Below are 20,640 nucleotides of genomic sequence, written 5' to 3'. Positions count from 1 at the left end.
TGGCCCGCACCGCGTAGGCCCCCACCTTGGTGGGGGTGGTTGTCCCCAACGAGCCCGCACCCCCGGCCACGCCTGGCCTACACTGCGGGTTCTTCCGACGGAAACGCGCGCGTGGTCTCCAGCTGGATCCTGCTGCTGGTCTCGGTTGCCTATGCCGCGCTGCTGTTCGGCGTGGCGTGGTGGGGTGACCGTCGGCCGATGTACCCCGACCGGCCGTGGCTGCGGCCGGTGGTCTACAGCCTGGCACTGGCCGTGTACTGTTCGTCGTGGACGTTCTACGGTGCGGTCGGTACCGCCGTGCGCAACGGCGTGGGCTACCTGCCGATCTATATCGGTCCGTTGCTGCTGCTGTTGTTCGGCTGGCGCATCATCGAGCGCCTGGCGCTGATCGCACGCAGCCAGAACGTGGTGTCCATCGCCGACTTCATCTCTTCGCGCTTCGGTCGCTCGCGGCGGCTGGCGGCGCTGGTTGCGATCATCGCGCTGATCGGCATCATTCCGTACCTGGCCCTGCAGTACAAAGCAGTGGCGATGAGCCTGCAGGTACTGACCGGCAACACCGGCCCCACTGGCTTCTTCACCGATCCCGCGCTGTACGTGGCGCTGCTGATGGCGTTGTTCGCCACCCTGTTCGGTACCCGCCAGGTCGATGCCACCGAACACCATCACGGCATGATGCTGGCGATCGCCTTCGAATCGGTGATCAAGCTGTTGGCGATGCTGGCCGTGGGCGTGTTCGCCTACCTGTGGCTGAGCAACCGCACCGACGCGGTGGTTGAATCGGTGCATACGCTGTTCACCGGCCTGCCGCCGGTGGGCTTCATCTCGCAGACCCTGCTCAGCTTCCTCGCCATCATCTGCCTGCCGCGCCAGTTCCACGTGGCCGTGGTCGAGTGCGGCGATGTGCGCGATGTGCGCCGCGCGCGCTGGATGTTCGGCGGCTACCTGGTGCTGATCTCGGGCATGGTGCTGCCGATCGCCACCGCCGGCGTGACCCTGTTCGGTACCGGCGGCAGCGTCGCCGACGACTCGATGGTGCTGGCCCTGCCGCTGGCCGAAGGCCGCAATGCGCTGGCGTTGATCGCCTATGTGGGCGGCTTCTCGGCGGCCACCGGCATGGTGATCGTGTCGTCGATCGCGCTGGCCACCATGGTCAGCAACGATCTGGTGATGCCGGTGCTGCTGCGTCGCAGTGGCGACCACCAGGAGGCCGCCGACGTCGCCTCGCGCGTGCTGTGGATCCGCCGCCTGGCGATCCTGCTGCTGGCGCTGATGGCCTACAGCTACTACCGCACCAGCAGCAACGACAGCACGCTGGCCTCGTACGGCCTGATGGCGTTCGCGGCGGTGGCGCAGTTCGCGCCCGGCCTGATCGGCGGCCTATACTGGCGCGGTGCCAGCCGGCGCGGCGTCGAGGTGGGCATGCTGCTCGGCTTCGCCACCTGGCTTTACACCCTGCTGCTGCCTGCGATGACGATGGCCGGCTGGGTCGATGCTGGCTGGGTGCAGCACGGCCCGTTCGGCATCGAGTGGCTGCGCCCGCAGCAGCTGTTCGGCATGACCGGCTGGGACCCGCTGACCCACGGCACCTTCTGGTCGCTGCTGGTCAACGCGGCGACGATGATGCTGGTGTCCGCGCGCTGGCGGCCCGGTGTCGACGAGCGGCTTCGCGCCGCGCCGTTCCTCGATCCGTATGCCGAGCGTCCGTCGGTGGCCGGTGGCTGGCCCGGTCACGTGCACGTGGGTGACCTGCTGGCACTGGCCTCGCGCGTGGTTGGCGAGCGCCATGCGCGGCGTTCGTTCTTCGAGCAGGCGCAGTCGCTGGGCCGCGAGCTGCAATCCTCGGCGCCCGCGGACCGGCCGTGGGTGCAGTTCACCGAGCGCCTGCTGGCCGCCTCGATCGGTGCGGCGTCGGCACGCCTGCTGCTGACCAGCCTGCTGCGTGGCTCGGGCATGGATCTGGGCGAAGTGGTGGCCGTGCTGGACGAAGCCGGGCAGGAGCTGCGCTTCAACCGCGAAATCCTGTCGACCACGCTGGAGAACATCAGCGCCGGGGTCAGCGTGGTCGATCCGGACATGCGGCTGACCGCATGGAATCGCCGCTACCAGGACATGTTCGGCTACCCCGACGGCATGCTCTACGTGGGCCGCCCGGTGGCCGACCTGATCCGCTACAACGCGGAGCGCGGCGAGCTGGGCGAGGGTGATATCGAAGTGCAGATCAACCGCCGCATCGGTTACATGCGTGCCGGTTCACCGCATGTGTTCGAGCGCACCCGCAGCGATGGCAAGGTGATCGAGATGCGTGGCCAGGCGCTGCCCGGCGGCGGTTACGTGACCAGCTACAACGACATCACCGACTACAAGCACGCGGAAAAAGCACTGCTGGAAGCCAACGAGACGCTGGAACAGCGCGTGGCCGAGCGCTCGCATGAGGCCGAGGTCGCGCAGCAGTCGAAGACCCGTTTCCTGGCGGCGATCAGCCACGACGTGCTGCAGCCGTTGAACGCGGCGCGCCTGTTCGCCTCGGCACTGCGCGACAGTGATCACGTGAGTGACGAGCAGAAGCATCTGGCCGAGCGTGTGGACGCTTCGTTGCGTGCGGCCGAAGAGCTGCTCGATGGCCTGCTGGATGTGTCGCGGCTGGATGCCGGCGGCCTGCATCCGGTGATCGGCGAGTTCGACGTGAGCGCATTGATGCGCGAACTGGCCGCGCAGTACACCCCGGTCGCCGCCGGCCGTGGCCTGCGCCTGGACCTGTTCGCGCGCCCGGCATGGGTGCGCAGTGACCGCCGCCTGCTGCGCCGCGTGCTGCAGAACTTCCTGGCCAATGCGCTGCGCTACACCCGCCAGGGTCGCATCGTGCTGGCCGTGCGCCAACGCGGCGACGAAGTGGAGCTGCAGGTATGGGATACCGGTCCCGGCATTCCCGAGCACCACATGCGGCAGATCTTCGACGAGTTCCATCGCTACCAGCAGCCGTTCGACTGGGGTGAACAGGGGCTGGGCCTGGGCTTGTCGATCTGCCAGCGCATCTCCCGCCTGCTCGACCATCGCCTCAACGCGCGCAGCCGGGTTGGCAAGGGGTCGATGTTCTCGATCATCCTGCCGCGGGTGGCGCCGCTGCCGGGCTACACAGAGCTGGTCACACCTGCACAGAACGTAGCCGCACCAGTGCGCAGCGATTCGCTGGCCGGCCTGCGCGTGCTGTGCGTGGACAACGACGAAGAGATCCTCGATGGCATGCGCGCGTTGCTGGGCCGCTGGCAGGTGCAGGTGATCACCGCTGCCACCGTCGACCAGGCGCTGGAGAAGATTGCCGAGCGCCCGCAGGTGATGCTGGTGGATTACCACCTGCACGACCGCATGGACGGCCTGGATGCGCTGGTAGCGCTGCGCGAGGCGGCCGGTTACCCGCTGCCGGGCGCACTGCTGACCGCCGATGGTCGCGACGAGCTGAAGCGGATGGCGCGCGAACGCGGCTACCGCGTGCTGACCAAGCCGATCAAGCCGGCCTCGCTGCGCGCCTTCCTGGGCGCGCTGCGCGATGCGCAGTAGTGCCTGCCGCCCGGCGGTAGATCCACGCCATGCGTGGATGTGATGCACTGGTAGTGCCGGCCGCTGGCCGGCAACCACGCAATCGCTCGCCTCCGGCAAGTTACCCCAGGCCGTGCAGGTGTTCGTACAGGATCGTCGCGCCGATGATCACCAGGATCACGCCGCCGATGATCTCGGCACGCTTGCCGACCATGCTGCCCAGCACGCGGCCGAGCATGATGCCGACAGTGACCATGGTCAGCGTGCACAGGCCGATGACCGCTGCCATCACGCCGATATGCACGTCCATGAAAGCCAGGCCGATGCCCACCGCCATCGCGTCGATGCTGGTGGCGAATCCGGTCAGCGCCAGCTTCCAGAACCCGTGGTGCTGCGAGGGGTCTTCGTCTTCGTCGGCACTGTCCGGGCGCAGGCCGTTGTAGATCATGTGGATGCCCAGCGCGCCGAGCAGGCCGAAGGCGATCCAGTGGTCGAAGGCTTCGACGTACTGCAGGGCGGCGCGGCCGAGCAGCCAGCCGATGATGGGCGTGATCGCCTCGATGACGCCGAAGATGATGCCGGCACGCAGTGCGTCGCGGAACACCGGCTTGCGCATGGCCGCACCCTTGCCGATCGCCGCGGCGAAGGCATCGGTGGACATGGCAAAGCCGATCAGGAGGATCGAAATGGGGGACATGGGCGGCGGCTGAGGTCGGGCTAGGACGGACGCACGGCCTGCGCTCGCGCCCAACCTGACGTTGCGCGCGCGGGCCGCTGGTCTCGCCAACCATCATGGTTGTCCACGCCACGGCGCACTGGCCGAGTATGTTGACGTGGACGATTCCTGCGTAGGAATCCGGCTACTCCCCAAGGGGACGCGCAGCTTAGCATCGCGATTCACGCGCGGCGCATTTCCAGCGAAACGCGCAGGCAGGGCTGGTTTGTATAGCGATGGCTATATCGAGAGCGTAGCGGTGCCTGGTAGTGCCGGCCGCTGGCCGGCAGGTGCACCATCAAAAGCGTGCCAAGCAAGCTTGGCACCTACCGGAGCAGTGCCTGATGGTGCTGTGCCATGCCTGGAGGCCTGGGACCATCCGGACAGCCTTCGCGAACGAAAGCGATCAACGTGCGGATACTTTCGATTCTGTTGAGGGCAGGGTGAGAGGTTGCTCATCGGCTGGGCGGGTCATTGAACTGATCTGGAACTGACACCAGTCACCCATGATCTGCAGATTCGCAACCCGCTGCGGATCGTCCTCCCCGCTGGGCCCCACTGCACGAATGCGCAATGCAGCGATGCTTCTCTCGAGATCGTCGACATGGGTGAACAACTGCTCATTGGCTGCATATTCAAGATCGGCGAAGAGCCGCTGGTACCTTGAATAGCCGAGATCAGGCATGAACCTGCCACTCACGCGCCAGGATTCATATCGGAAGCACTGGACTACACCAATCTTCAAGCCGTCGGTATCGATCAGTGTCCAGGTGTCCATCGTTCCGGGCGGGAAGTTGGAACTTCCAGCTTGAGACCGAATCCATCATCCCGCCAGAGCTGATTGCGTCATCGGCGGGGCTGGGCAAAAGTGCCAAGCAAGCCTGGCACCTACCGAAGCGATTTCAGGCGGCTTCAGGCCAATGCCGGCCAGCGGCCGGCACTACCTTCAGTCTTCTTCCGGCGGCAGCACGATGGCGTCGTCGTCGATCGCCAGCTTGCCGGCCATCAGCACGGCCTGGGTGCGGTTGGTCACGCCCAGCTTGCGCAGGATGGCGGTGACGTGGGCCTTGATCGTCGCTTCGGACACGTTGAGGTCGTAGGCGATCTGCTTGTTCAAGCGGCCGGCGCCGAGCATCTGCAGCACGCGGAACTGCTGCGGGGTCAGCTCGCGCAGGCGCTGGCCGACTTCGCGTTCCTCGCTGCCGGTGGGCGGCACGTTGTGCGCTTCCGGCGGCGCCCAGGTCTCGCCATCGAGGATGGTGCCCAGTGCGTGGCCGATGGTGTCCGAATCCGCAGACTTCGGAATGAAGCCCAGCGCGCCATGGTCGAGCGCGCGGCGCATCACCGTCGCCTCTTCGCGCGCGGACACCACCACCACCGGCAGCTGCGGATGCAGTGAGCGCATGTGCACCAGTGCGTTGAAACCCTGCGCACCGGGCATGTTGAGATCCATCAGGACCAGGTCGGCGTCGTTGTGCTGGTCGGCCAGCGCGTACAGCGCTTCCACGCTGTCGGCCTCGAACAGCTGCACGCCGGGGATGACCCGCTGCACCGCCCCACGCAGGGCTTCGCGGAACAGCGGGTGGTCATCGGCAATCAGGAGGGTGGTCATGGTCGGGGGGAACCGTGGGGGAAACTCTATGGGGTCAGAGCCCTTTCCTGGCGGAAAGGGATCCGACCCCGGGTGATGCATCAGCGTACCTTGCGCTCGTCCACCAGCGACGCCACCACCGATGGATCGGCCAGGGTCGAGGTGTCGCCAAGCTGGTCCGGTGCGTTCTCGGCGATCTTGCGCAGGATGCGGCGCATGATCTTGCCCGAGCGGGTCTTCGGCAGGCCCGGCGCCCACTGCAGGTGGTCCGGCGTGGCGATCGGGCCGATCTCCTTGCGTACCCAGGCGACCAGTTCCTTCTGCAGCTCGTCGCTCGGAGCCTCTTCGGCCACCAGGGTGACGTAGGCGTAGATGCCCTGGCCCTTCACGTCGTGCGGGAAGCCGACCACGGCCGCTTCCGCCACCTTCGGGTGCGAGACCAGCGCGCTTTCCACTTCGGCGGTGCCGATGCGGTGGCCGGACACGTTGATCACATCGTCCACGCGGCCGGTGATCCAGTAGTAGCCATCTTCGTCGCGGCGGCAACCGTCGCCGGTGAAGTAGCTGCCCGGGTAGGTGCGGAAATAGGTATCGATGAAACGCTGGTGGTCGCCGTACACCGTGCGCATCTGGCCCGGCCAGGAATCACGGATGATCAGGTTGCCCTCGGTCGGGCCGTCCTGGATCTCGCCATCGGCATTGACCAGCGCCGGCTGCACGCCGAAGAAGGGCAGGGTGGCCGAGCCCGGCTTGAGGTCCATCGCGCCGGCCAGCGGCGAGATCAGGATGCCGCCGGTTTCGGTCTGCCACCAGGTATCGACGATCGGGCAGCGGCTGTCGCCGACCACTTCGTAGTACCAGCGCCAGGCTTCCGGATTGATCGGCTCGCCGACGCTGCCGAGCAGGCGCAGCGACGCGCGCGAGGTCTTCTTCACCGGCTCTTCGCCTTCGCGCATCAGTGCGCGGATGGCGGTCGGGGCGGTGTAGAAGATGCTCACCTTGTGCTTGTCGATGACGTTCCAGAAGCGCGAGGTGTCGGGGTAGTTCGGCACGCCTTCGAACATCAGCGAGGTCGCGCCGTTGGCCAGCGGGCCGTACACGATGTAGCTGTGGCCGGTGACCCAGCCGACGTCGGCGGTGCACCAGTAGATGTCGTCCTCGCGCAGGTCGAACACCGCTTCATGGGTGTACGCCGCGTACAGCAGGTAGCCGCCGGTGGTGTGCAGCACGCCCTTCGGCTTGCCGGTGGAACCGGAGGTGTAGAGGATGAACAGCGGGTCTTCCGCGTTCATGCGTTCCGGCTCGCAGGTGGCCGGCTGGCTGTCCACCACATCGTGGAACCAGCGGTCGCGCGGCGCCTGCATGTCGACCGCGCCGCCGGTGTGACGCACCACCAGCACGGTTTCCACGGTATTGGTGCCGGGCAGCTTCAGCGCAGCATCGACGTTGGCCTTCAGCGGAATCCTGCGGCCACCGCGCAGGCCCTCGTCGGCGGTGATGATCAGCTTGCTCTGGCAGTCGCTGACGCGGTCGGCGATCGAGTTCGGTGCGAAGCCACCGAACACTACCGAGTGGATCGCACCGATGCGCGCACAGGCCAGCATGGCCACGGCGGCGTCGACGATCATCGGCAGGTAGATGGTGACCCGATCGCCCTTCTTGACCCCGAGGTTGCGCAGCGCATTGCCGAGGCGGCAGGTGCGCTCGTACAGCTCGCGATAGGTCACGTGCTGCGCAGGTCCGTCCGGGCCGTCCGGCTCGAACAGCAGGGCGGTCTTGTCGCCACGCTTCTCCAGCTGGCGGTCCAGGCAGTTCACGCTGGCATTGAGCTCGCCATCTTCGAACCACTTGATGTGGAAATCGGACAGGTCGTAGCTGACGTTCTTGATCTTCGTCGGCTTGCGCATCCACTCCAGGCGCTCGGCGGCCTTGCCCCAGAAACCATCCGGGTCGGTCACCGAAGCCTGGTACTGCTGTTCATACGACGTCTTGTCGATGCGTGCCTTGGCGGCGAACTGCGGATCGACGGGGTAGATATCAGCCATGGCACCCTCACTTGCACGTTGACTTTGTATGTGCGGTCGCAGCATCGCAGCGACCGATCCCCTTCAGTTTGCCCCATCCACCCCCGGCCGCGTCACCACTCTGGTTAGACCATGGTCGAAAGTGAGCGCCCAGCAGGGCCGGGTTCGACCAATGGCGAATAGCCGCTATACATAATCGCCCCGCAGTCTCGGCTCGACCGTGCCCCACGCGCGGCATCACCTTGCCACTTGGGAGAGAGGGCAACATGAGCCACCGTACGTTGAAAGCCGTGCGCAAACCTTTGGCGGCCTGCCTGTTGGTCGCCCTGGTCGCACCGGGCATGGCGTTCGCTGAGACCGCCAAAGAGAAAGCGCTGGAAGCACGCGTTGCCGAACTGGAACGCCAGGTCCAGCTGCTGCTGTCTTCGCAGCAACAACAACAGACCCAGATCAGCCAGACCCAGCAGGCGGTGACCGAAGTCCGCACGGTGCAGGCCGAGCAGAAGCCGGTCGCCTCGGTGCCGGCCGGCAAGCAGCCGATCCAGGTCACCACCATCACCCCGGGCGCCGCACCGGGTACCACGGTCAAGATCGGCGGCTTCATCAAGGCCGATTTCCTCGCCACCCAGACCAGCGATGGCCAGCTGGCCGACGACGCCACCGGCCGCTCGCTGTACCTGCCGGGCCAGACCCCGGTGGAAGGCGCCGGCGGCAGCGGCAAGCGTTCGGGTACCGATTTCAACGCCCACGCCAAGTTCTCGCGCTTCAACCTGGGCATCGACAACGTGAGCGAATCGGGCAACAAGGCCGGTGCGTTCTTCGAGATGGACTTCTTCGGCAACTCGCTGGGCAACCAGACCGCGACCAATACCTACGGTGTGACCCTGCGCCACGCCTACATGTACTGGAACAACTGGATGGCCGGCCAGACCTGGTCCAACTTCATGGACGCGGCCGCACTGCCGGAAGCGGTCGACTTCGTCGGTCCCACCGACGGCGTGATCTTCGTGCGCCAGGCGCAGGTGCGCTACACCCAGGGTGGCTTCAGCGTCGCGCTGGAAAACCCGGAAACCACCACCCTCACCGGTACCCGCAACCCGGTCACCGGCGCCTGGACCAACGCCAGCGCCAACTCCGATCGTGGCAGCCTGCCTGATCTGACCATGCGCTATGGCTGGAAGGGCGACTGGGGCACCTTCGGTGTCGGCGGCATCATCCGCCAGCTGAAGGTCGACAACCAGGCCACCGGCGCCAAGGCCGACAAGGTGGCCGGCGGCCTGACCCTGGGCGGCAAGTGGGTGATGGGCGACAGCGATTCGCTGCACTACCAGCTGACCGGCGGCGAAGGCATCGCCCGCTACATCGGCCTGGGCATCACCGCCGATAGTGCCTACGACGTTGCCCGCGACGAGCTCAACCCGACCGGCGTGCTTGCCGGCTACGTGGGCTGGCGGCATGCGTTCTCGCCGAAGCTGCGCACCAACCTGATCTACGCGCGCAGCGACTACGACAACGACAGCATCCTCGGCCCGCTGGTGACCAAGAGCGTGCAGAGCATCCGCGGCAACATCTTCTATTCGCCGCTGCCCAAGGTCGATATCGGTGCAGAGCTGATGTATGGCCGTCGCGAAGTGGAGAACGGCAACAAGGGTGACATCACCCGATTGCAGTTCACCACGAAGTACAGCTTCTAAGAGCGTGCCGGCCAGCGGCCGGCACCTACCGAATTGTGTGCCGACCAACGGTCGGCACCTACCGAATTGTGTGCCGACCAACGGTCGGCACCCACCGATCCAGGTCGGCATCTACAGAGGGAAAACGTCCCATGTCCAGCACTGCATCAAGCCCGCACAATGCGGCGGGCACCCTGACCAAGGGCCACAAGAAAGTCATCTTCGCCTCGAGCCTCGGCACGGTCTTCGAGTGGTATGACTTCTTCCTGTACGGCTCACTCGCCGCCATCATCGCCAAGCAGTTCTTCAGTGGCGTCAATGAAACCACGGGCATGATCTTCGCCCTGCTGGCGTTCGCTGCCGGCTTCTTCGTGCGTCCGTTCGGTGCGGCCTTCTTTGGCAGCCTCGGCGACCGCATCGGCCGCAAGTACACCTTCCTGGTCACCATCCTGATCATGGGCATCTCGACCTTCCTGGTCGGTGTGTTGCCCAACTACGCCTCGATCGGTTTCGCCGCACCGGTGATCCTGATCATCCTGCGCCTGGCCCAGGGCCTGGCAATGGGCGGCGAGTACGGCGGTGCCGCCACCTACGTGGCCGAGCATGCGCCGGACGACAAGCGCGGCCTGTACACCAGCTTCATCCAGTGCACCGCCACGCTCGGCCTGTTCATGTCGCTGCTGATCATCCTGGCCTGCCGCTACTTCCTCGGCAACGAAGCCTTCGAAGCCTGGGGCTGGCGTATTCCGTTCCTGGTCTCGATCCTGCTGCTGGGCGTGTCCGTGTGGATCCGCCTGCAGCTGAGCGAATCGCCGCTGTTCCAGCAGATGAAGTCCGAGGGCAAGGGTTCCAAGACCCCGTTCCGTGACAGCCTGAAGGGCGGCAACCTGAAGCTGATGCTGCTGGTCCTGCTCGGCGCTGCGGCTGGCCAGGCGGTGGTCTGGTACGGCGGTCAGTTCTACGCGCTGTTCTTCCTCAGCAGCATGCTGAAGGTCGATGCCACCACCTCCTACCTGCTGATCGCGGCCGCGCTGGCACTGGGCGTGCCGTTCTTCATCTTCTTCGGCTGGCTGTCCGACCGTATCGGCCGCAAGAAGATCATCCTCGCGGGCTGCCTGCTGGCCGCCGTCACCTACATCCCGATCTTCAAGGGCCTGACCCACTTCGCCAACCCGGCCATCGAAGAAGCCCGCAGCAGCTCGCCGGCCCTGGTCGTGGCCGATCCGGCCACCTGCTCGTTCCAGTTCGATCCGGTCGGCCTGCGCAAGTTCACCAGCTCCTGCGACGTGGCTACCGCCGCGCTGACCAAGGCCGGTGTGCCGTACGACGTGCAGCCCGCCGCCGCCGGTTCGCTGGCGATGGTGAACGTGGGCAGCGCCAGCGTCACCTCGTATGAGGCCGCCGGCCTGACCAAGGAAGACGGCAAGGCCAAGGCCGATGCGTTCGGTGCGGAACTGAAGACCGCCCTGACCACCGCCGGCTACCCGGCCAAGGCCGATGGCGCACGCATCAACATCGCCGGCACGATCTTCATGCTGTGGCTGCTGGTGCTGTACGTGACCATGGTCTACGGCCCGATCGCCGCCTACCTGGTCGAACTGTTCCCGACCCGCATCCGCTACACCTCGATGTCGCTGCCGTACCACATCGGCAACGGCTGGTTCGGTGGCTTCCTGCCGGCGATCTCGTTCGCGCTGGTGGCCGGTACCGGCAACCTGTACTACGGCCTGTGGTACCCGATCATCATCGCGCTGATGTCGGTGGTGATCGGCGGCTTGTTCCTGCGCGAGACCAAGGACGTGGATATCACCAAGTAACCGGCGTGCCGACCAACGGTCGGCACCCACCGGGTTTCAGGGGCCGCGGTGCAGACCGCGGCCCTCTTTTTGGTAGTGCCGGCCGCTGGCCGGCAAATGCACGATGTCTGCCGGAGATCCATGGGGCTGCCGGCCAGCGGCCGGCACTACCTTTGCGTTGCACAGCACGCCGTATAGTCGGCCCATGACCACCACCGCCCCAGCCGACCTTCCCGCCGTCCTGCTCACCCTCCGCAGTGCGTGGCAGGCCCAGCGCCCCTCGCTCGACCAGCGCGAAGCCGACCTGCGCCGCCTGCGCGAGGCGCTGAAGCCGCGCCTGGACGAGATGGCCCAGGCCATCGCCGAGGACTTCGGCCATCGCGCCCACGTCGAATCGAAGCTGGCCGATGGCATGAGTGTGCTGTCGGCCATCGACCACCTGCGCCGTCACCTGCGCCGCTGGTCGAAGCCGCAGCGCGTCGGTGCCGGCTGGCGGCTGTGGCCGGCGCGCGCGCAGCTGCGGCCGACGCCGCTGGGCGTGGTCGGGGTGATCTCGCCCTGGAACTATCCGGTTACGCTGGCATTGGTGCCGCTGGTCACCGCCATTGCCGCCGGCAATCACGTGTTGCTCAAGCCCTCCGAACACACGCCGTGCACCAGCGCGTTCCTGGCCGATCTGCTGGCCAGCGTGTTCCCGCCCGATCGCGTGGCGGTGGTGCAGGGTGGGGCGGATGTGGCCGCGGCGGTGTCGTCGCTGCCGCTGGACCATCTGCTGTTCACCGGCTCGACGGCGGTTGGCCGCAAGGTGATGGCGGCCGCCGCCGAGCATCTGGTGCCGGTCACGCTGGAACTGGGCGGCAAGTCGCCGGCGATTGTCTGTCGCGATTTCCCGCTGGATAAAGCCGCAGCGCGGCTCGCCACCGGAAAATGGTTCAACGCCGGGCAGACCTGCATCGCGCCGGATTACGTGCTGATCGACACCGCGCGCCAGCGCGAGTTCGTGCAGGCGCTGCAGCAGCAGGTGCGCGAGCGCTACGGCGATTTCAGCAGCGCCGACGACTACACGCGCATCATCAACGAAGGCCAGTACCGGCGCCTGCAGGGTTATCTGGCGCAGGCGCGCGAACGCGGTGTGCCGGTGATTCCGCTGGCTCAGGTGGACGATGCGCGCGCTGATCGTGAGCGGCTGCTGGTGCCCACTGTGGTGCTGGACCCGCCGGACGACCTGGACCTGATGCGCGAGGAGATCTTCGGGCCGATCCTGCCGGTGCGGGCGTACCCGGATCTGGATGCGGCGCTGGCCGACGTGCTGTCGCGCGACCGGCCGCTGGCGCTGTATCCCTTCAGCCATGACACGGCGACGGTGGAGCGCATCCTCGGCCAGGTGGTGGCCGGTGGGGTGACGGTGAATGACACGCTGCTGCATTTCGCCGCCGATGGTCTGCCGTTTGGCGGGGTAGGGGCCAGCGGCATGGGCGCGTACCACGGCCGGGCCGGGTTCGATGCGATGAGCAAGCGGCTGCCGGTACTGTGGCAGTCGCGCTGGGCCGCCAGCGACCGGCTGCGGCCACCATATTCGAAGATTGCGGGGTTGTTGAAGTTCCTCTTGCGGTGATCGGGTTCCGGTAGTTGCCAACCTTGGTTGGCACACGGTGATTGCTGGCGCCAACCAAGGTTGGCGTCTACCGGGGTATAGGGGCGCCCATCAGGGCCCACCCGGGTAGAATGCCCCCATGAAGATCGCCTCGTGGAACGTCAATTCGCTCAATGTCCGCCTGCCGCACCTGGAGCAGTGGCTCAAGGAGTTCGGCCCGGACATCGTCGGTATCCAGGAAACCAAGCTGGAGGACCACAAGTTCCCCGATTCGGCGCTGATCGCCGCGGGCTACCGCAGCGTGTTCGCCGGCCAGAAGACCTACAACGGCGTGGCGCTGCTGTCGCGTGAGCCGGCGCAGGACGTGCAGATCGGCATTCCCGGCTTCGAGGACGAGCAGAAGCGCGTCATCGCCGGTACCTTCGGCGACCTGCGGGTGATCAACCTGTACGTGGTCAACGGCCAGGACATCGGCACCGACAAGTACGAGTACAAACTGCGCTGGCTGGAGGCGGTACATGCCTGGATCGCCGAAGAACTGCAGCGGCACCCGAAGCTGATCGTGATGGGCGATTTCAACATCGCCCCGGACGCGCGCGATGTGCACGACCCGGAGGTGTGGAACGAGAACCACATCCTGACCTCCACCTCCGAGCGCGGCGCGCTCAACAAGCTGCTGCAGCTGGGCCTGCACGATGGCTTCCGCCTGCACAACGACGAGACCGGTGTGTTCAGCTGGTGGGATTACCGTGCCGCGGGCTTCCGCCGCAACCTGGGCCTGCGCATCGACCTGACCCTGGTTTCCGACGCGCTGAAGGGCAGTGCGGTGGCCTCGGGCATCGACCGTGAGCCGCGTACCTGGGAGCGCCCGAGCGACCATGCGCCGGCGTGGGTGCAGTTGGGTTGAACGAACGGGGCCCGACGATTGCCGGGCCCGTTCTGAAACGTCTGCCGGCCAGCGGCCGGCACTACCCTCAGATCACCGTATGCTCTTGCGGGTGAACAGGTTGACGATTGCCAGCAGGATCACCGCACCGATCAGCGAGAACAGGAAGGTGCGGATGGTGATCGCTTCGTTGATGCCGCCGCCGAACAGCCAGCCGGAAATCAGCGCGCCGACGATGCCGACCACGATGTTGAGGATGATGCCCTGCTGGGCATCGCGCTTCATGATGATGCTGGCCAGCCAGCCTACGATGCCGCCGACGATCAGCCAGATGATGATGCCCATGATCGAACCTCCGGTGGGGAACTGTGACCAGTTGACGCGCACGGCCGTGAACCCGTCGTGGAATTGCGTGATGGGCGCGTGCGGATGAGCCTGCCAGCCACCCTCGACGGCCCGTGGCGCTTCGGTCCGGTGACGGTCTGGCGGCGCCCGCACGTGCCGGGCCACCGCGGCGAACCGCAGGCGCGGCAGGTGCTGGCGCAGGCGCTGGGCGCCGACCCGGACACGCTGCCGCTGGTCCGCGATGACAAGGGCCGGCCGGAGCTGAGCGGCGCGTTGGCCCACTACGGCACCGGCTGGAGCCACAGCGGCGAGGTGCTGCTGGTGGCGCTGGGCGAGGGCGTGCGGTTGGGCGTCGACCTGGAACTGCTGCGCCCGCGGCCGCGTCTTCTGGAAATCGTGCAGCGCTTCTTCCACCCCGAGGAAGTGGCCTGGCTGGAAAGCCTGGACGAGGCCGGGCGCGAGCACTGGTTCTTCCGCGTGTGGTGCGTCAAGGAGGCCATCCTGAAGGCGCACGGGCAGGGCATCTCGTTCGGCCTGCACCGCCTGCAGTTGGCACCGGGGGCCGATGGCGCCCTGCACCTGCGCTGGTGCGACCCGGAACTGGGCGAGGCCGCGCGCTGGCACCTGCACGAATGGCAGGCCACCGGCCAGTTCCGTGCGGCATTGGCCTGGTATCCACACTGAAGCGGGGAATCAGCGCGCAAAACCGGCGATAATGGCGGCATGAGCGAACACCCACTTCCCGCCAGCGTGGCTGCCACGCTGGAACAGGGCCTGGCCAGCATGGGCCTGGACGCCGCGCTGGCGCCGCCGCTGCTGCGTTACCTGGCCCTGCTGCACCGCTGGAACGGCACCTACAACCTCACCGCCATCCGCGATCCGCAGGAGATGGTCACCCGCCACCTGCTCGATTCACTGGCGATGCAGCCGTTCGTGGCCGATGGCAGCCTGGCCGACCTCGGCACCGGTCCCGGCTTGCCCGGCATCCCGCTGGCGATCGCCTGCCCGGGCCTGCAGGTCACCCTGGTGGAGAGCAACGGCAAGAAGGCGCGCTTCATGCGCGAGGCCGTGCGCCAGCTCGGTCTGGGCAATGCCCGCGTGGCCGAATCGCGCGCCGAGGCGCTGGACGAAGCTGGCCACTACGACCAGCTGACCGCGCGTGCGATGGACACCCTGGCCGGCATCGTCCGCGTCGGTGGCCATCTGTTGCGCCCCGGCGGCGTGCTGTTGGCCATGAAGGGCGTCTACCCGCATGAAGAGATCGCGGAGCTGCCGGCTGGCTGGCAGGTGCGCGAGGTGACCCCGTTGAGCGTGCCCGGCCTGGCCGGCGAACGCCACCTGGTCACTGTTACAGGTCCCTGATTCCCGTCGCCAGCCCCTTGTGGAACAAGAGGTTGGCGATCCACGATTTCCGCAAGGGCCCGGTTGTACGCATAATGACCGGTCCCAGCACACGTCGACGAGGCACACCCGCATGGCCCGCATCATCGCCATCGCCAACCAGAAGGGTGGCGTCGGCAAGACCACGACCGCCGTCAACCTGGCCGCTTCCCTGGCCAACGCACCCAAGCGCGTGCTGTTGGTCGACCTGGATTCGCAGGGCAACGCGACCATGGGCAGTGGCGTGGACAAGCGCGAGCTGGTCTCCTCCACCTACGATCTGCTGCTGGGCGAGTCCAGCGCCGCCGATGTGCGCGTGCAGACGGCCGAAGGCTACGACCTGCTGCCGGGCAACATCGACCTGACCGCGGCCGAGATCCAGCTGATGGCGCAGAGCGAGCGCGAGCAGCGCCTGAAGCGCGCGCTGGCACCGATCCGCGACGAGTACGACTACATCCTGATCGACTGCCCGCCAGCGCTGTCGCTGCTGACGCTCAACGCGCTGGCCGCCGCCGATTCGGTGATCGTACCGATGCAGTGCGAGTACTACGCACTGGAAGGCCTGAGCGCGCTGGTGGAAACCATCGAAGCGCTGCGTGCCAACCTCAACCCGGCGCTGGAGATCGAAGGCGTGCTGCGCACCATGTTCGACGTGCGCAACAACCTGGCCAACGCGGTCTCGGCCGAGCTCACCGAGCACTTCGGCGACCGCGTGTTCCGCACCATCGTGCCGCGCAACGTGCGCCTGGCCGAGGCGCCCAGCCATGGCCAGAGCATCGTCGGCTACGACCGCGCCTCGCGCGGTGGCGTGGCCTACCTGGGCCTGGCCGGCGAGATCATCCGCCGCAACAACGAACGCAACAAGGCCGCCAAGGCCGTGGAGACCGTCTGATGACCAGCAGCAAGCCGGCAGCCAAGAAGCGAGGCCTCGGCCGTGGCCTGGATGCCCTGCTCGGTCCCAAGGGGGCGGTCAGCCAGGTGCAGGCCACCACTGCGGTGATCGAGCCGCTGCCGGGTGAGGTGCTGCGCAAGCTGGCCGTCGGCCAGCTGCAGCCGGGCAAGTACCAGCCGCGCCGCGAGATGGACGAGGGCAAGCTCTCCGAGCTGGCTGATTCGATCAAGTCGCAGGGCGTGATCCAGCCGATCCTGGTGCGCCAGCTGCCGGCGGGCAACTACGAGATCGTCGCCGGTGAACGCCGCTGGCGCGCCTCGCAGCTGGCCGGCCTGGACGAAGTGCCGGTGGTGGTGCGCGAGCTGGAAGACCGCACCGTCATCGCGATGGCGCTGATCGAGAACATCCAGCGCGAAGACCTCAACCCGCTGGAAGAAGCCGAAGCGCTGCAGCGCCTGATCAGCGAATTCACCCTGACCCATGCCGAGGCCGCCGAGGCCGTCGGCCGCTCGCGCGCGGCGGTGTCCAACCTGCTGCGCCTGCTGGAGCTGCCGGTGGCGATCCGCCTGCTGCTGGAAACCCGTCGCCTGGAAATGGGCCACGCCCGCGCGCTGCTGACCCTGGCCCCCGAGCTGGCTGGCAAGCTGGCGCAGGAAGCGGCCGATGAAGGCTGGTCGGTGCGCGAGGTCGAGCGCCGTGCGCAGGCCTTCGCGGCCGGCAAGGTGCCGAGCAACCGCCCGGTGGCCACGCCGAAGGTGCAGCAGGCCGACATCGCCTCGCTGGAAACCGAGCTGTCCGAAGCCCTGGGGGCCAAGGTAGCGATCAACCATGGTCGCGGCGGCAAGGGCAAGCTGATCATCCACTACACCGACCTGGATACCCTGGACGGCGTGCTGGAAAAGCTGCGCACGCGCCAGGGCTGAGCCCGGCGCAGTGACAGCGGGCGCGGCCCGTTCCTGCCGTGTCCCGCGAATGACAGGGAACGTACCGCCGCGCGCGCCGTGGGATGTACTGCCTTCCGGCCCGTGGCCTCATCCAGGGAGCAGGACATGAGCAACGAATACGAGTACGAGGACGTCAGCCCGGACGGTACCCAGATACTGAGGCACCGGCGCGAAAAGGATTTTGTGCTCGCCATCGGCGAAGAGCAGCACATCGAAGCGATCAGCGGCCATATCGAGCGCCATCTCGGACCGATCGCCACGGTCCTGCACGAACTCATTTCCGACCTGGTGCACATTGACGTGCACGTGGTGCCGGCCAATGACCACTGCCCGTACCTGCGCCTGGTCACCTCCGGCATGAGCGACCTGCCGATGACCGTGCCCGCCGACGTGGACGCGGATGTGCCGCGCTACATGGAGCTGATGGTGACCCTGCCGGCCGACTGGCCGATGTCCCAGGACGCCTTCGAGGACGAGCGCAATTACTGGCCGGTGCGCCTGCTGAAGGGCATGGCGCGGCTGCCGCACGAGTACGACACGTGGCTGGGCTTCGGCCACACCATTCCCAACGGCCATCCCAGCGAGCCTTATGCGCCCGGAGCAGGCTTCGACGGTGCCATCGTGCTGATGCCGGTGACTGCTCCGGAGGACTTCGCCACGCTGGAGCTGGAGGATGGCAGGACCATCAGCTTCATGAGCCTGGTTCCGCTGTATCCGGAAGAGATGGACCTGAAGCTGAAGAAGGGCGCCGACGCCCTGCTCGACCGCTTCGATGCGAAGCAGATCAACGATGTGATCGAGCCGGGCCGGGTCAACGTCGCCAGGAAGCGTTTCGGTTTGTTCTGAGACCGGTAACATCAGGGGCCTGAATTTCTGCTTCCGGGCCCCTGCCATGACCATCCTGCTTACCGGCGCTGCCGGCTTCATCGGTGCCTACACCGCCCGCGCGCTGCTGGAGGCGGGCCAGCCGGTGGTCGGCCTGGACAACTTCAACGACTACTACGACCCGCAGATCAAGCGCGACCGCGTGGCCGCGCTGTGCCCGACGTTGGACCTGCGCACCCTGGACCTGACCGACCAGCAGGGCCTGGCTGCGCTGTTCGACGAGGTGAAGCCGACCGCGGTGATCCACCTGGCCGCACAGGCCGGCGTGCGCTATTCGCTGGAAAATCCGCAGGCCTACGTCGACAGCAACCTGGTCGGCTTCGTCAACATGCTCGAGCTGTGCCGCCACCGTGGCGTGCAGCATCTGGTGTATGCGTCGAGCAGCTCGGTCTACGGTGATTCGGCCACGCCGCCGTTCTCCGAGGACCAGCGCGTGGACCAGCCGCGCTCGCTGTATGCGGCCACCAAGGCGGCCAACGAGCTGATGGCCTACACCTACGCGCAGCTGTACGGCCTGCATGCCACCGGCCTGCGCTTCTTCACCGTGTATGGCCCGTGGGGCCGGCCGGACATGGCACCGTTGCTGTTCTCGCGCGCGGTGCTGGCCGGGCGGCCGATCGACGTGTTCAACGAAGGCCGCATGCAGCGCGACTTCACACATGTCTCCGACATCGTGTCCGGTATTCTCGGCGCGCTCGCGCATCCGGCCGATGGTCCGGTACCGCACCGGGTGTTCAACCTCGGCAACCATACGCCGGTCGAGCTGGAGCGCTTCATCAGCGTGATCGAGCAGGCCGCCGGTCGCCCCGCGCAGAAGGTCTACAAGCCGATGCAGCCGGGCGACATGGTGCGCACGATGGCCGATACCCGGCGCGCCCATGACGCATTCGGCTTCGACGCGGTGACCCCGATCGAAGCAGGGTTGCCCCCCGTCGTGCAGTGGTGCCGCGAGTATTTTGGCGACCGCGCCTGAGGAGGGATCCTCACACAGCCGGATTCATCTTCGGATAACCTCGGCTTCGGAGAATGCGCGGTCTTTGTCCCCCTTTGGCCGAGTGCCTTATGAGCCAACCCGAGCTTTCCGTTGTCGTCCCGGTGTTCAACGAACGCGACAATGTCGCCCCGCTGGTTGCCGAAATCACCGCCGCACTGCGTGGGCGGCTTCCGTTCGAGATCGTCTACATCGACGACCACTCGCGCGATGACACCCTGGCGGTGCTGCAGGGCCTGAAGGCGACCACCCCGGAACTGCGGGTGCTGCACCATGTGAACCAGAGCGGGCAGAGCACCGCCGTGCGCACCGGCGTCAAGCACGCACGTGCGCCGTGGATCGCGACCCTGGATGGCGACGGGCAGAATGATCCGGCCGACATTCCCAAGCTGCTGGCGGCGCGCGATGCCGCCGAGGCGCAGGTGAAGCTGTTCGCCGGCTGGCGCGTCAACCGCCAGGACAGCGGCAGCAAGCGCTGGGCCAGCAAGTGGGCCAATGCCATCCGTGCACGCATGCTGCGCGACGATACGCCCGATACCGGCTGCGGCATCAAGCTGTTCGAGCGCAGCGCGTTCCTCGACCTGCCGTATTTCGACCACATGCACCGCTACCTGCCGGCGCTGATGCAGCGCGCCGGCTGGAAGACCACCAGCGTGCCGGTCAACCACCGCCACCGTACCGCCGGTGTCTCCAAGTACAACAACCTCGGCCGCGCCCTGGTTGGCATCCGTGACCTGCGTGGCGTGGCCTGGCTGATCACCCGCAGCAAGCGCACCGCGGTGGAGGAGCGTTGATGGATCTGGAGCTGCACTGGCTCGACCAGCCGCTGACCTGGTTGTACTGGACCGGCCTGCATGTGACCGGCTGGAAGCTGATCGGCTATACCGGCGCGCTGATGTTCGGGGGCCGCTGGCTGGTCCAGTTCATCGCCTCCAAGCGTGCGGGCAAGCCGGTGATCCCACGCCTGTTCTGGTACATGAGCGTGGTCGGCAGCCTGATGACGCTGAGCTACTTCCTGTTCTCGGCCAAGCAGGACTCGGTAGGCGTGCTGCAGAACCTGTTCCCGGCATTCACCGCGCTGTACAGCCTGCAGCTGGACATCAAGCACCGGGGCTGGAAGCGGGACAAGGCCAGCCACTAAGGTCTTCGGGGCCTCATCCGGTAGCTGCCGACCTTGGTCGGCGCTGGGTTTGGGGGCCAACCAAGGTTGGCCGCTACCGGAGCCCCGGTCTGCCACGCTACGGTAGATGCCGACCTTGGTCGGCGCTGGGTTTGGGGCGCCAACCAAGGTTGGCCGCTACGGGGGCCCCGGCCTGCTGCGCAGGCAGGACCTTCGTCCCATGCCACGGGCCGTGGGCGGTGCCATCATCGGGGTCTGCCTTCCCGG

Annotated in this window: 18 protein-coding genes and 1 riboswitch; of the genes, 13 read left to right on the top strand and 5 right to left on the bottom strand. The window is 66.7% G+C overall.

Going from position 1 to position 20,640, the window contains the following annotated elements:
• The first annotated feature begins 111 nt into the window (after nt 1-111).
• Nucleotides 112-3,558, top strand: coding sequence for a hybrid sensor histidine kinase/response regulator (locus ACZK4Z_RS22090; protein ID WP_253145833.1), 3,447 nt, complete (start codon nt 112-114; stop codon nt 3,556-3,558).
• 100 nt (nt 3,559-3,658) lie between these two features.
• Here ACZK4Z_RS22090 and ACZK4Z_RS22085 read toward each other — a convergent pair whose 3' ends face one another.
• The 4 genes from ACZK4Z_RS22085 to acs all read right to left on the bottom strand — a co-directional run bounded on the left by ACZK4Z_RS22085 (nt 3,659) and on the right by acs (nt 7,888).
• The gene (locus tag ACZK4Z_RS22085) at nt 3,659-4,234 is read right to left on the bottom strand and encodes a manganese efflux pump MntP (protein WP_032128462.1); all 576 of its coding nucleotides are present in this window, start codon (nt 4,232-4,234) and stop codon (nt 3,659-3,661) included.
• An 88-nt stretch (nt 4,235-4,322) separates the two neighbouring features.
• Nucleotides 4,323-4,412: riboswitch (yybP-ykoY riboswitch) on the bottom strand.
• 246 nt (nt 4,413-4,658) lie between these two features.
• Nucleotides 4,659-5,030: a hypothetical protein gene (locus tag ACZK4Z_RS22080; protein ID WP_125893301.1), complete on the bottom strand. Its 372-nt coding sequence runs from the start codon at nt 5,028-5,030 to the stop codon at nt 4,659-4,661.
• A 168-nt stretch (nt 5,031-5,198) separates the two neighbouring features.
• Nucleotides 5,199-5,864 carry a response regulator transcription factor gene (locus ACZK4Z_RS22075; protein ID WP_005420420.1) on the bottom strand — a complete coding sequence of 222 codons (666 nt, stop codon included), beginning with the start codon at nt 5,862-5,864 and terminating at the stop codon, nt 5,199-5,201.
• Nucleotides 5,865-5,944: 80 nt separating this feature from the next.
• Nucleotides 5,945-7,888: an acetate--CoA ligase gene (gene acs, locus ACZK4Z_RS22070; RefSeq protein WP_125893303.1), complete on the bottom strand. Its 1,944-nt coding sequence runs from the start codon at nt 7,886-7,888 to the stop codon at nt 5,945-5,947.
• Nucleotides 7,889-8,133: 245 nt separating this feature from the next.
• On the opposite strand from acs, the gene ACZK4Z_RS22065 reads away from it, so the two are divergent.
• The 4 genes from ACZK4Z_RS22065 to xth all read left to right on the top strand — a co-directional run bounded on the left by ACZK4Z_RS22065 (nt 8,134) and on the right by xth (nt 13,837).
• The gene (locus ACZK4Z_RS22065) at nt 8,134-9,561 is read left to right on the top strand and encodes a DcaP family trimeric outer membrane transporter (protein WP_125893305.1); all 1,428 of its coding nucleotides are present in this window, start codon (nt 8,134-8,136) and stop codon (nt 9,559-9,561) included.
• A gap of 131 nt (nt 9,562-9,692) precedes the next feature.
• Complete coding sequence (locus ACZK4Z_RS22060; RefSeq protein ID WP_049399160.1) at nt 9,693-11,357, top strand: MFS transporter; 1,665 nt, start codon at nt 9,693-9,695, stop codon at nt 11,355-11,357.
• A 184-nt stretch (nt 11,358-11,541) separates the two neighbouring features.
• Complete coding sequence (locus tag ACZK4Z_RS22055) at nt 11,542-12,951, top strand: coniferyl aldehyde dehydrogenase (RefSeq protein WP_125893307.1); 1,410 nt, start codon at nt 11,542-11,544, stop codon at nt 12,949-12,951.
• Nucleotides 12,952-13,069: 118 nt separating this feature from the next.
• Nucleotides 13,070-13,837: an exodeoxyribonuclease III gene (xth, locus tag ACZK4Z_RS22050; RefSeq protein WP_125893309.1), complete on the top strand. Its 768-nt coding sequence runs from the start codon at nt 13,070-13,072 to the stop codon at nt 13,835-13,837.
• A gap of 72 nt (nt 13,838-13,909) precedes the next feature.
• Here xth and ACZK4Z_RS22045 read toward each other — a convergent pair whose 3' ends face one another.
• Nucleotides 13,910-14,161, bottom strand: coding sequence for a GlsB/YeaQ/YmgE family stress response membrane protein (locus ACZK4Z_RS22045; RefSeq protein WP_005411656.1), 252 nt, complete (start codon nt 14,159-14,161; stop codon nt 13,910-13,912).
• An 84-nt stretch (nt 14,162-14,245) separates the two neighbouring features.
• Here ACZK4Z_RS22045 and ACZK4Z_RS22040 point away from each other — a divergent pair, with 84 nt between their 5' ends.
• The 8 genes from ACZK4Z_RS22040 (at nt 14,246) to ACZK4Z_RS22005 (ending at nt 20,394) form a co-directional block, all read left to right on the top strand.
• Nucleotides 14,246-14,845, top strand: coding sequence for a 4'-phosphopantetheinyl transferase family protein (locus ACZK4Z_RS22040; protein WP_049399162.1), 600 nt, complete (start codon nt 14,246-14,248; stop codon nt 14,843-14,845).
• Between the two features lie 39 nt (nt 14,846-14,884).
• On the top strand, nt 14,885-15,523 hold the full coding sequence (gene rsmG, locus ACZK4Z_RS22035) for a 16S rRNA (guanine(527)-N(7))-methyltransferase RsmG (protein ID WP_012512505.1): 639 nt from the start codon (nt 14,885-14,887) through the stop codon (nt 15,521-15,523).
• A 112-nt stretch (nt 15,524-15,635) separates the two neighbouring features.
• Nucleotides 15,636-16,433 (top strand): ParA family protein, encoded by a 798-nt coding sequence (locus ACZK4Z_RS22030; RefSeq protein WP_032128472.1) that lies wholly within the window; start codon nt 15,636-15,638, stop codon nt 16,431-16,433.
• Nucleotides 16,433-17,356 carry a ParB/RepB/Spo0J family partition protein gene (locus ACZK4Z_RS22025; RefSeq protein ID WP_008267278.1) on the top strand — a complete coding sequence of 308 codons (924 nt, stop codon included), beginning with the start codon at nt 16,433-16,435 and terminating at the stop codon, nt 17,354-17,356. The genes ACZK4Z_RS22030 and ACZK4Z_RS22025 overlap by 1 nt, the downstream gene beginning before the upstream one ends.
• Before the next feature lie 126 nt (nt 17,357-17,482).
• Nucleotides 17,483-18,223 carry a suppressor of fused domain protein gene (locus ACZK4Z_RS22020; RefSeq protein WP_032128474.1) on the top strand — a complete coding sequence of 247 codons (741 nt, stop codon included), beginning with the start codon at nt 17,483-17,485 and terminating at the stop codon, nt 18,221-18,223.
• A 46-nt stretch (nt 18,224-18,269) separates the two neighbouring features.
• The gene (locus ACZK4Z_RS22015; protein ID WP_049424262.1) at nt 18,270-19,235 is read left to right on the top strand and encodes an NAD-dependent epimerase/dehydratase family protein; all 966 of its coding nucleotides are present in this window, start codon (nt 18,270-18,272) and stop codon (nt 19,233-19,235) included.
• A gap of 89 nt (nt 19,236-19,324) precedes the next feature.
• Nucleotides 19,325-20,047, top strand: a complete 723-nt coding sequence (locus ACZK4Z_RS22010; RefSeq protein ID WP_005420380.1) for a glycosyltransferase family 2 protein — start codon at nt 19,325-19,327, stop codon at nt 20,045-20,047.
• Nucleotides 20,047-20,394: a lipid-A-disaccharide synthase N-terminal domain-containing protein gene (locus ACZK4Z_RS22005; RefSeq protein ID WP_005414908.1), complete on the top strand. Its 348-nt coding sequence runs from the start codon at nt 20,047-20,049 to the stop codon at nt 20,392-20,394. The genes ACZK4Z_RS22010 and ACZK4Z_RS22005 overlap by 1 nt, the downstream gene beginning before the upstream one ends.
• Nucleotides 20,395-20,640 lie beyond the last annotated feature (246 nt).

The organism is Stenotrophomonas sp. 71799_Sma, from assembly GCF_056482505.1.
This window is presented reverse-complemented; position numbering and strand designations above follow the sequence as displayed.

What these genes read in the sequence shown, in the direction of transcription:
- ACZK4Z_RS22085 (WP_032128462.1), bottom strand. Translation starts at nt 4,234, where the DNA reads ATGTCCCCCATTTCGATCCTCCTGATCGGCTTTGCCATGTCCACCGAT.
- ACZK4Z_RS22080 (WP_125893301.1), bottom strand. Translation starts at nt 5,030, where the DNA reads ATGGACACCTGGACACTGATCGATACCGACGGCTTGAAGATTGGTGTA.
- ACZK4Z_RS22075 (WP_005420420.1), bottom strand. Translation starts at nt 5,864, where the DNA reads ATGACCACCCTCCTGATTGCCGATGACCACCCGCTGTTCCGCGAAGCC.
- acs (WP_125893303.1), bottom strand. Translation starts at nt 7,888, where the DNA reads ATGGCTGATATCTACCCCGTCGATCCGCAGTTCGCCGCCAAGGCACGC.
- ACZK4Z_RS22065 (WP_125893305.1), top strand. Translation starts at nt 8,134, where the DNA reads ATGAGCCACCGTACGTTGAAAGCCGTGCGCAAACCTTTGGCGGCCTGC.
- ACZK4Z_RS22060 (WP_049399160.1), top strand. Translation starts at nt 9,693, where the DNA reads ATGTCCAGCACTGCATCAAGCCCGCACAATGCGGCGGGCACCCTGACC.
- ACZK4Z_RS22055 (WP_125893307.1), top strand. Translation starts at nt 11,542, where the DNA reads ATGACCACCACCGCCCCAGCCGACCTTCCCGCCGTCCTGCTCACCCTC.
- xth (WP_125893309.1), top strand. Translation starts at nt 13,070, where the DNA reads ATGAAGATCGCCTCGTGGAACGTCAATTCGCTCAATGTCCGCCTGCCG.
- ACZK4Z_RS22045 (WP_005411656.1), bottom strand. Translation starts at nt 14,161, where the DNA reads ATGGGCATCATCATCTGGCTGATCGTCGGCGGCATCGTAGGCTGGCTG.
- ACZK4Z_RS22040 (WP_049399162.1), top strand. Translation starts at nt 14,246, where the DNA reads ATGAGCCTGCCAGCCACCCTCGACGGCCCGTGGCGCTTCGGTCCGGTG.
- rsmG (WP_012512505.1), top strand. Translation starts at nt 14,885, where the DNA reads ATGAGCGAACACCCACTTCCCGCCAGCGTGGCTGCCACGCTGGAACAG.
- ACZK4Z_RS22030 (WP_032128472.1), top strand. Translation starts at nt 15,636, where the DNA reads ATGGCCCGCATCATCGCCATCGCCAACCAGAAGGGTGGCGTCGGCAAG.
- ACZK4Z_RS22025 (WP_008267278.1), top strand. Translation starts at nt 16,433, where the DNA reads ATGACCAGCAGCAAGCCGGCAGCCAAGAAGCGAGGCCTCGGCCGTGGC.
- ACZK4Z_RS22020 (WP_032128474.1), top strand. Translation starts at nt 17,483, where the DNA reads ATGAGCAACGAATACGAGTACGAGGACGTCAGCCCGGACGGTACCCAG.
- ACZK4Z_RS22015 (WP_049424262.1), top strand. Translation starts at nt 18,270, where the DNA reads ATGACCATCCTGCTTACCGGCGCTGCCGGCTTCATCGGTGCCTACACC.
- ACZK4Z_RS22010 (WP_005420380.1), top strand. Translation starts at nt 19,325, where the DNA reads ATGAGCCAACCCGAGCTTTCCGTTGTCGTCCCGGTGTTCAACGAACGC.
- ACZK4Z_RS22005 (WP_005414908.1), top strand. Translation starts at nt 20,047, where the DNA reads ATGGATCTGGAGCTGCACTGGCTCGACCAGCCGCTGACCTGGTTGTAC.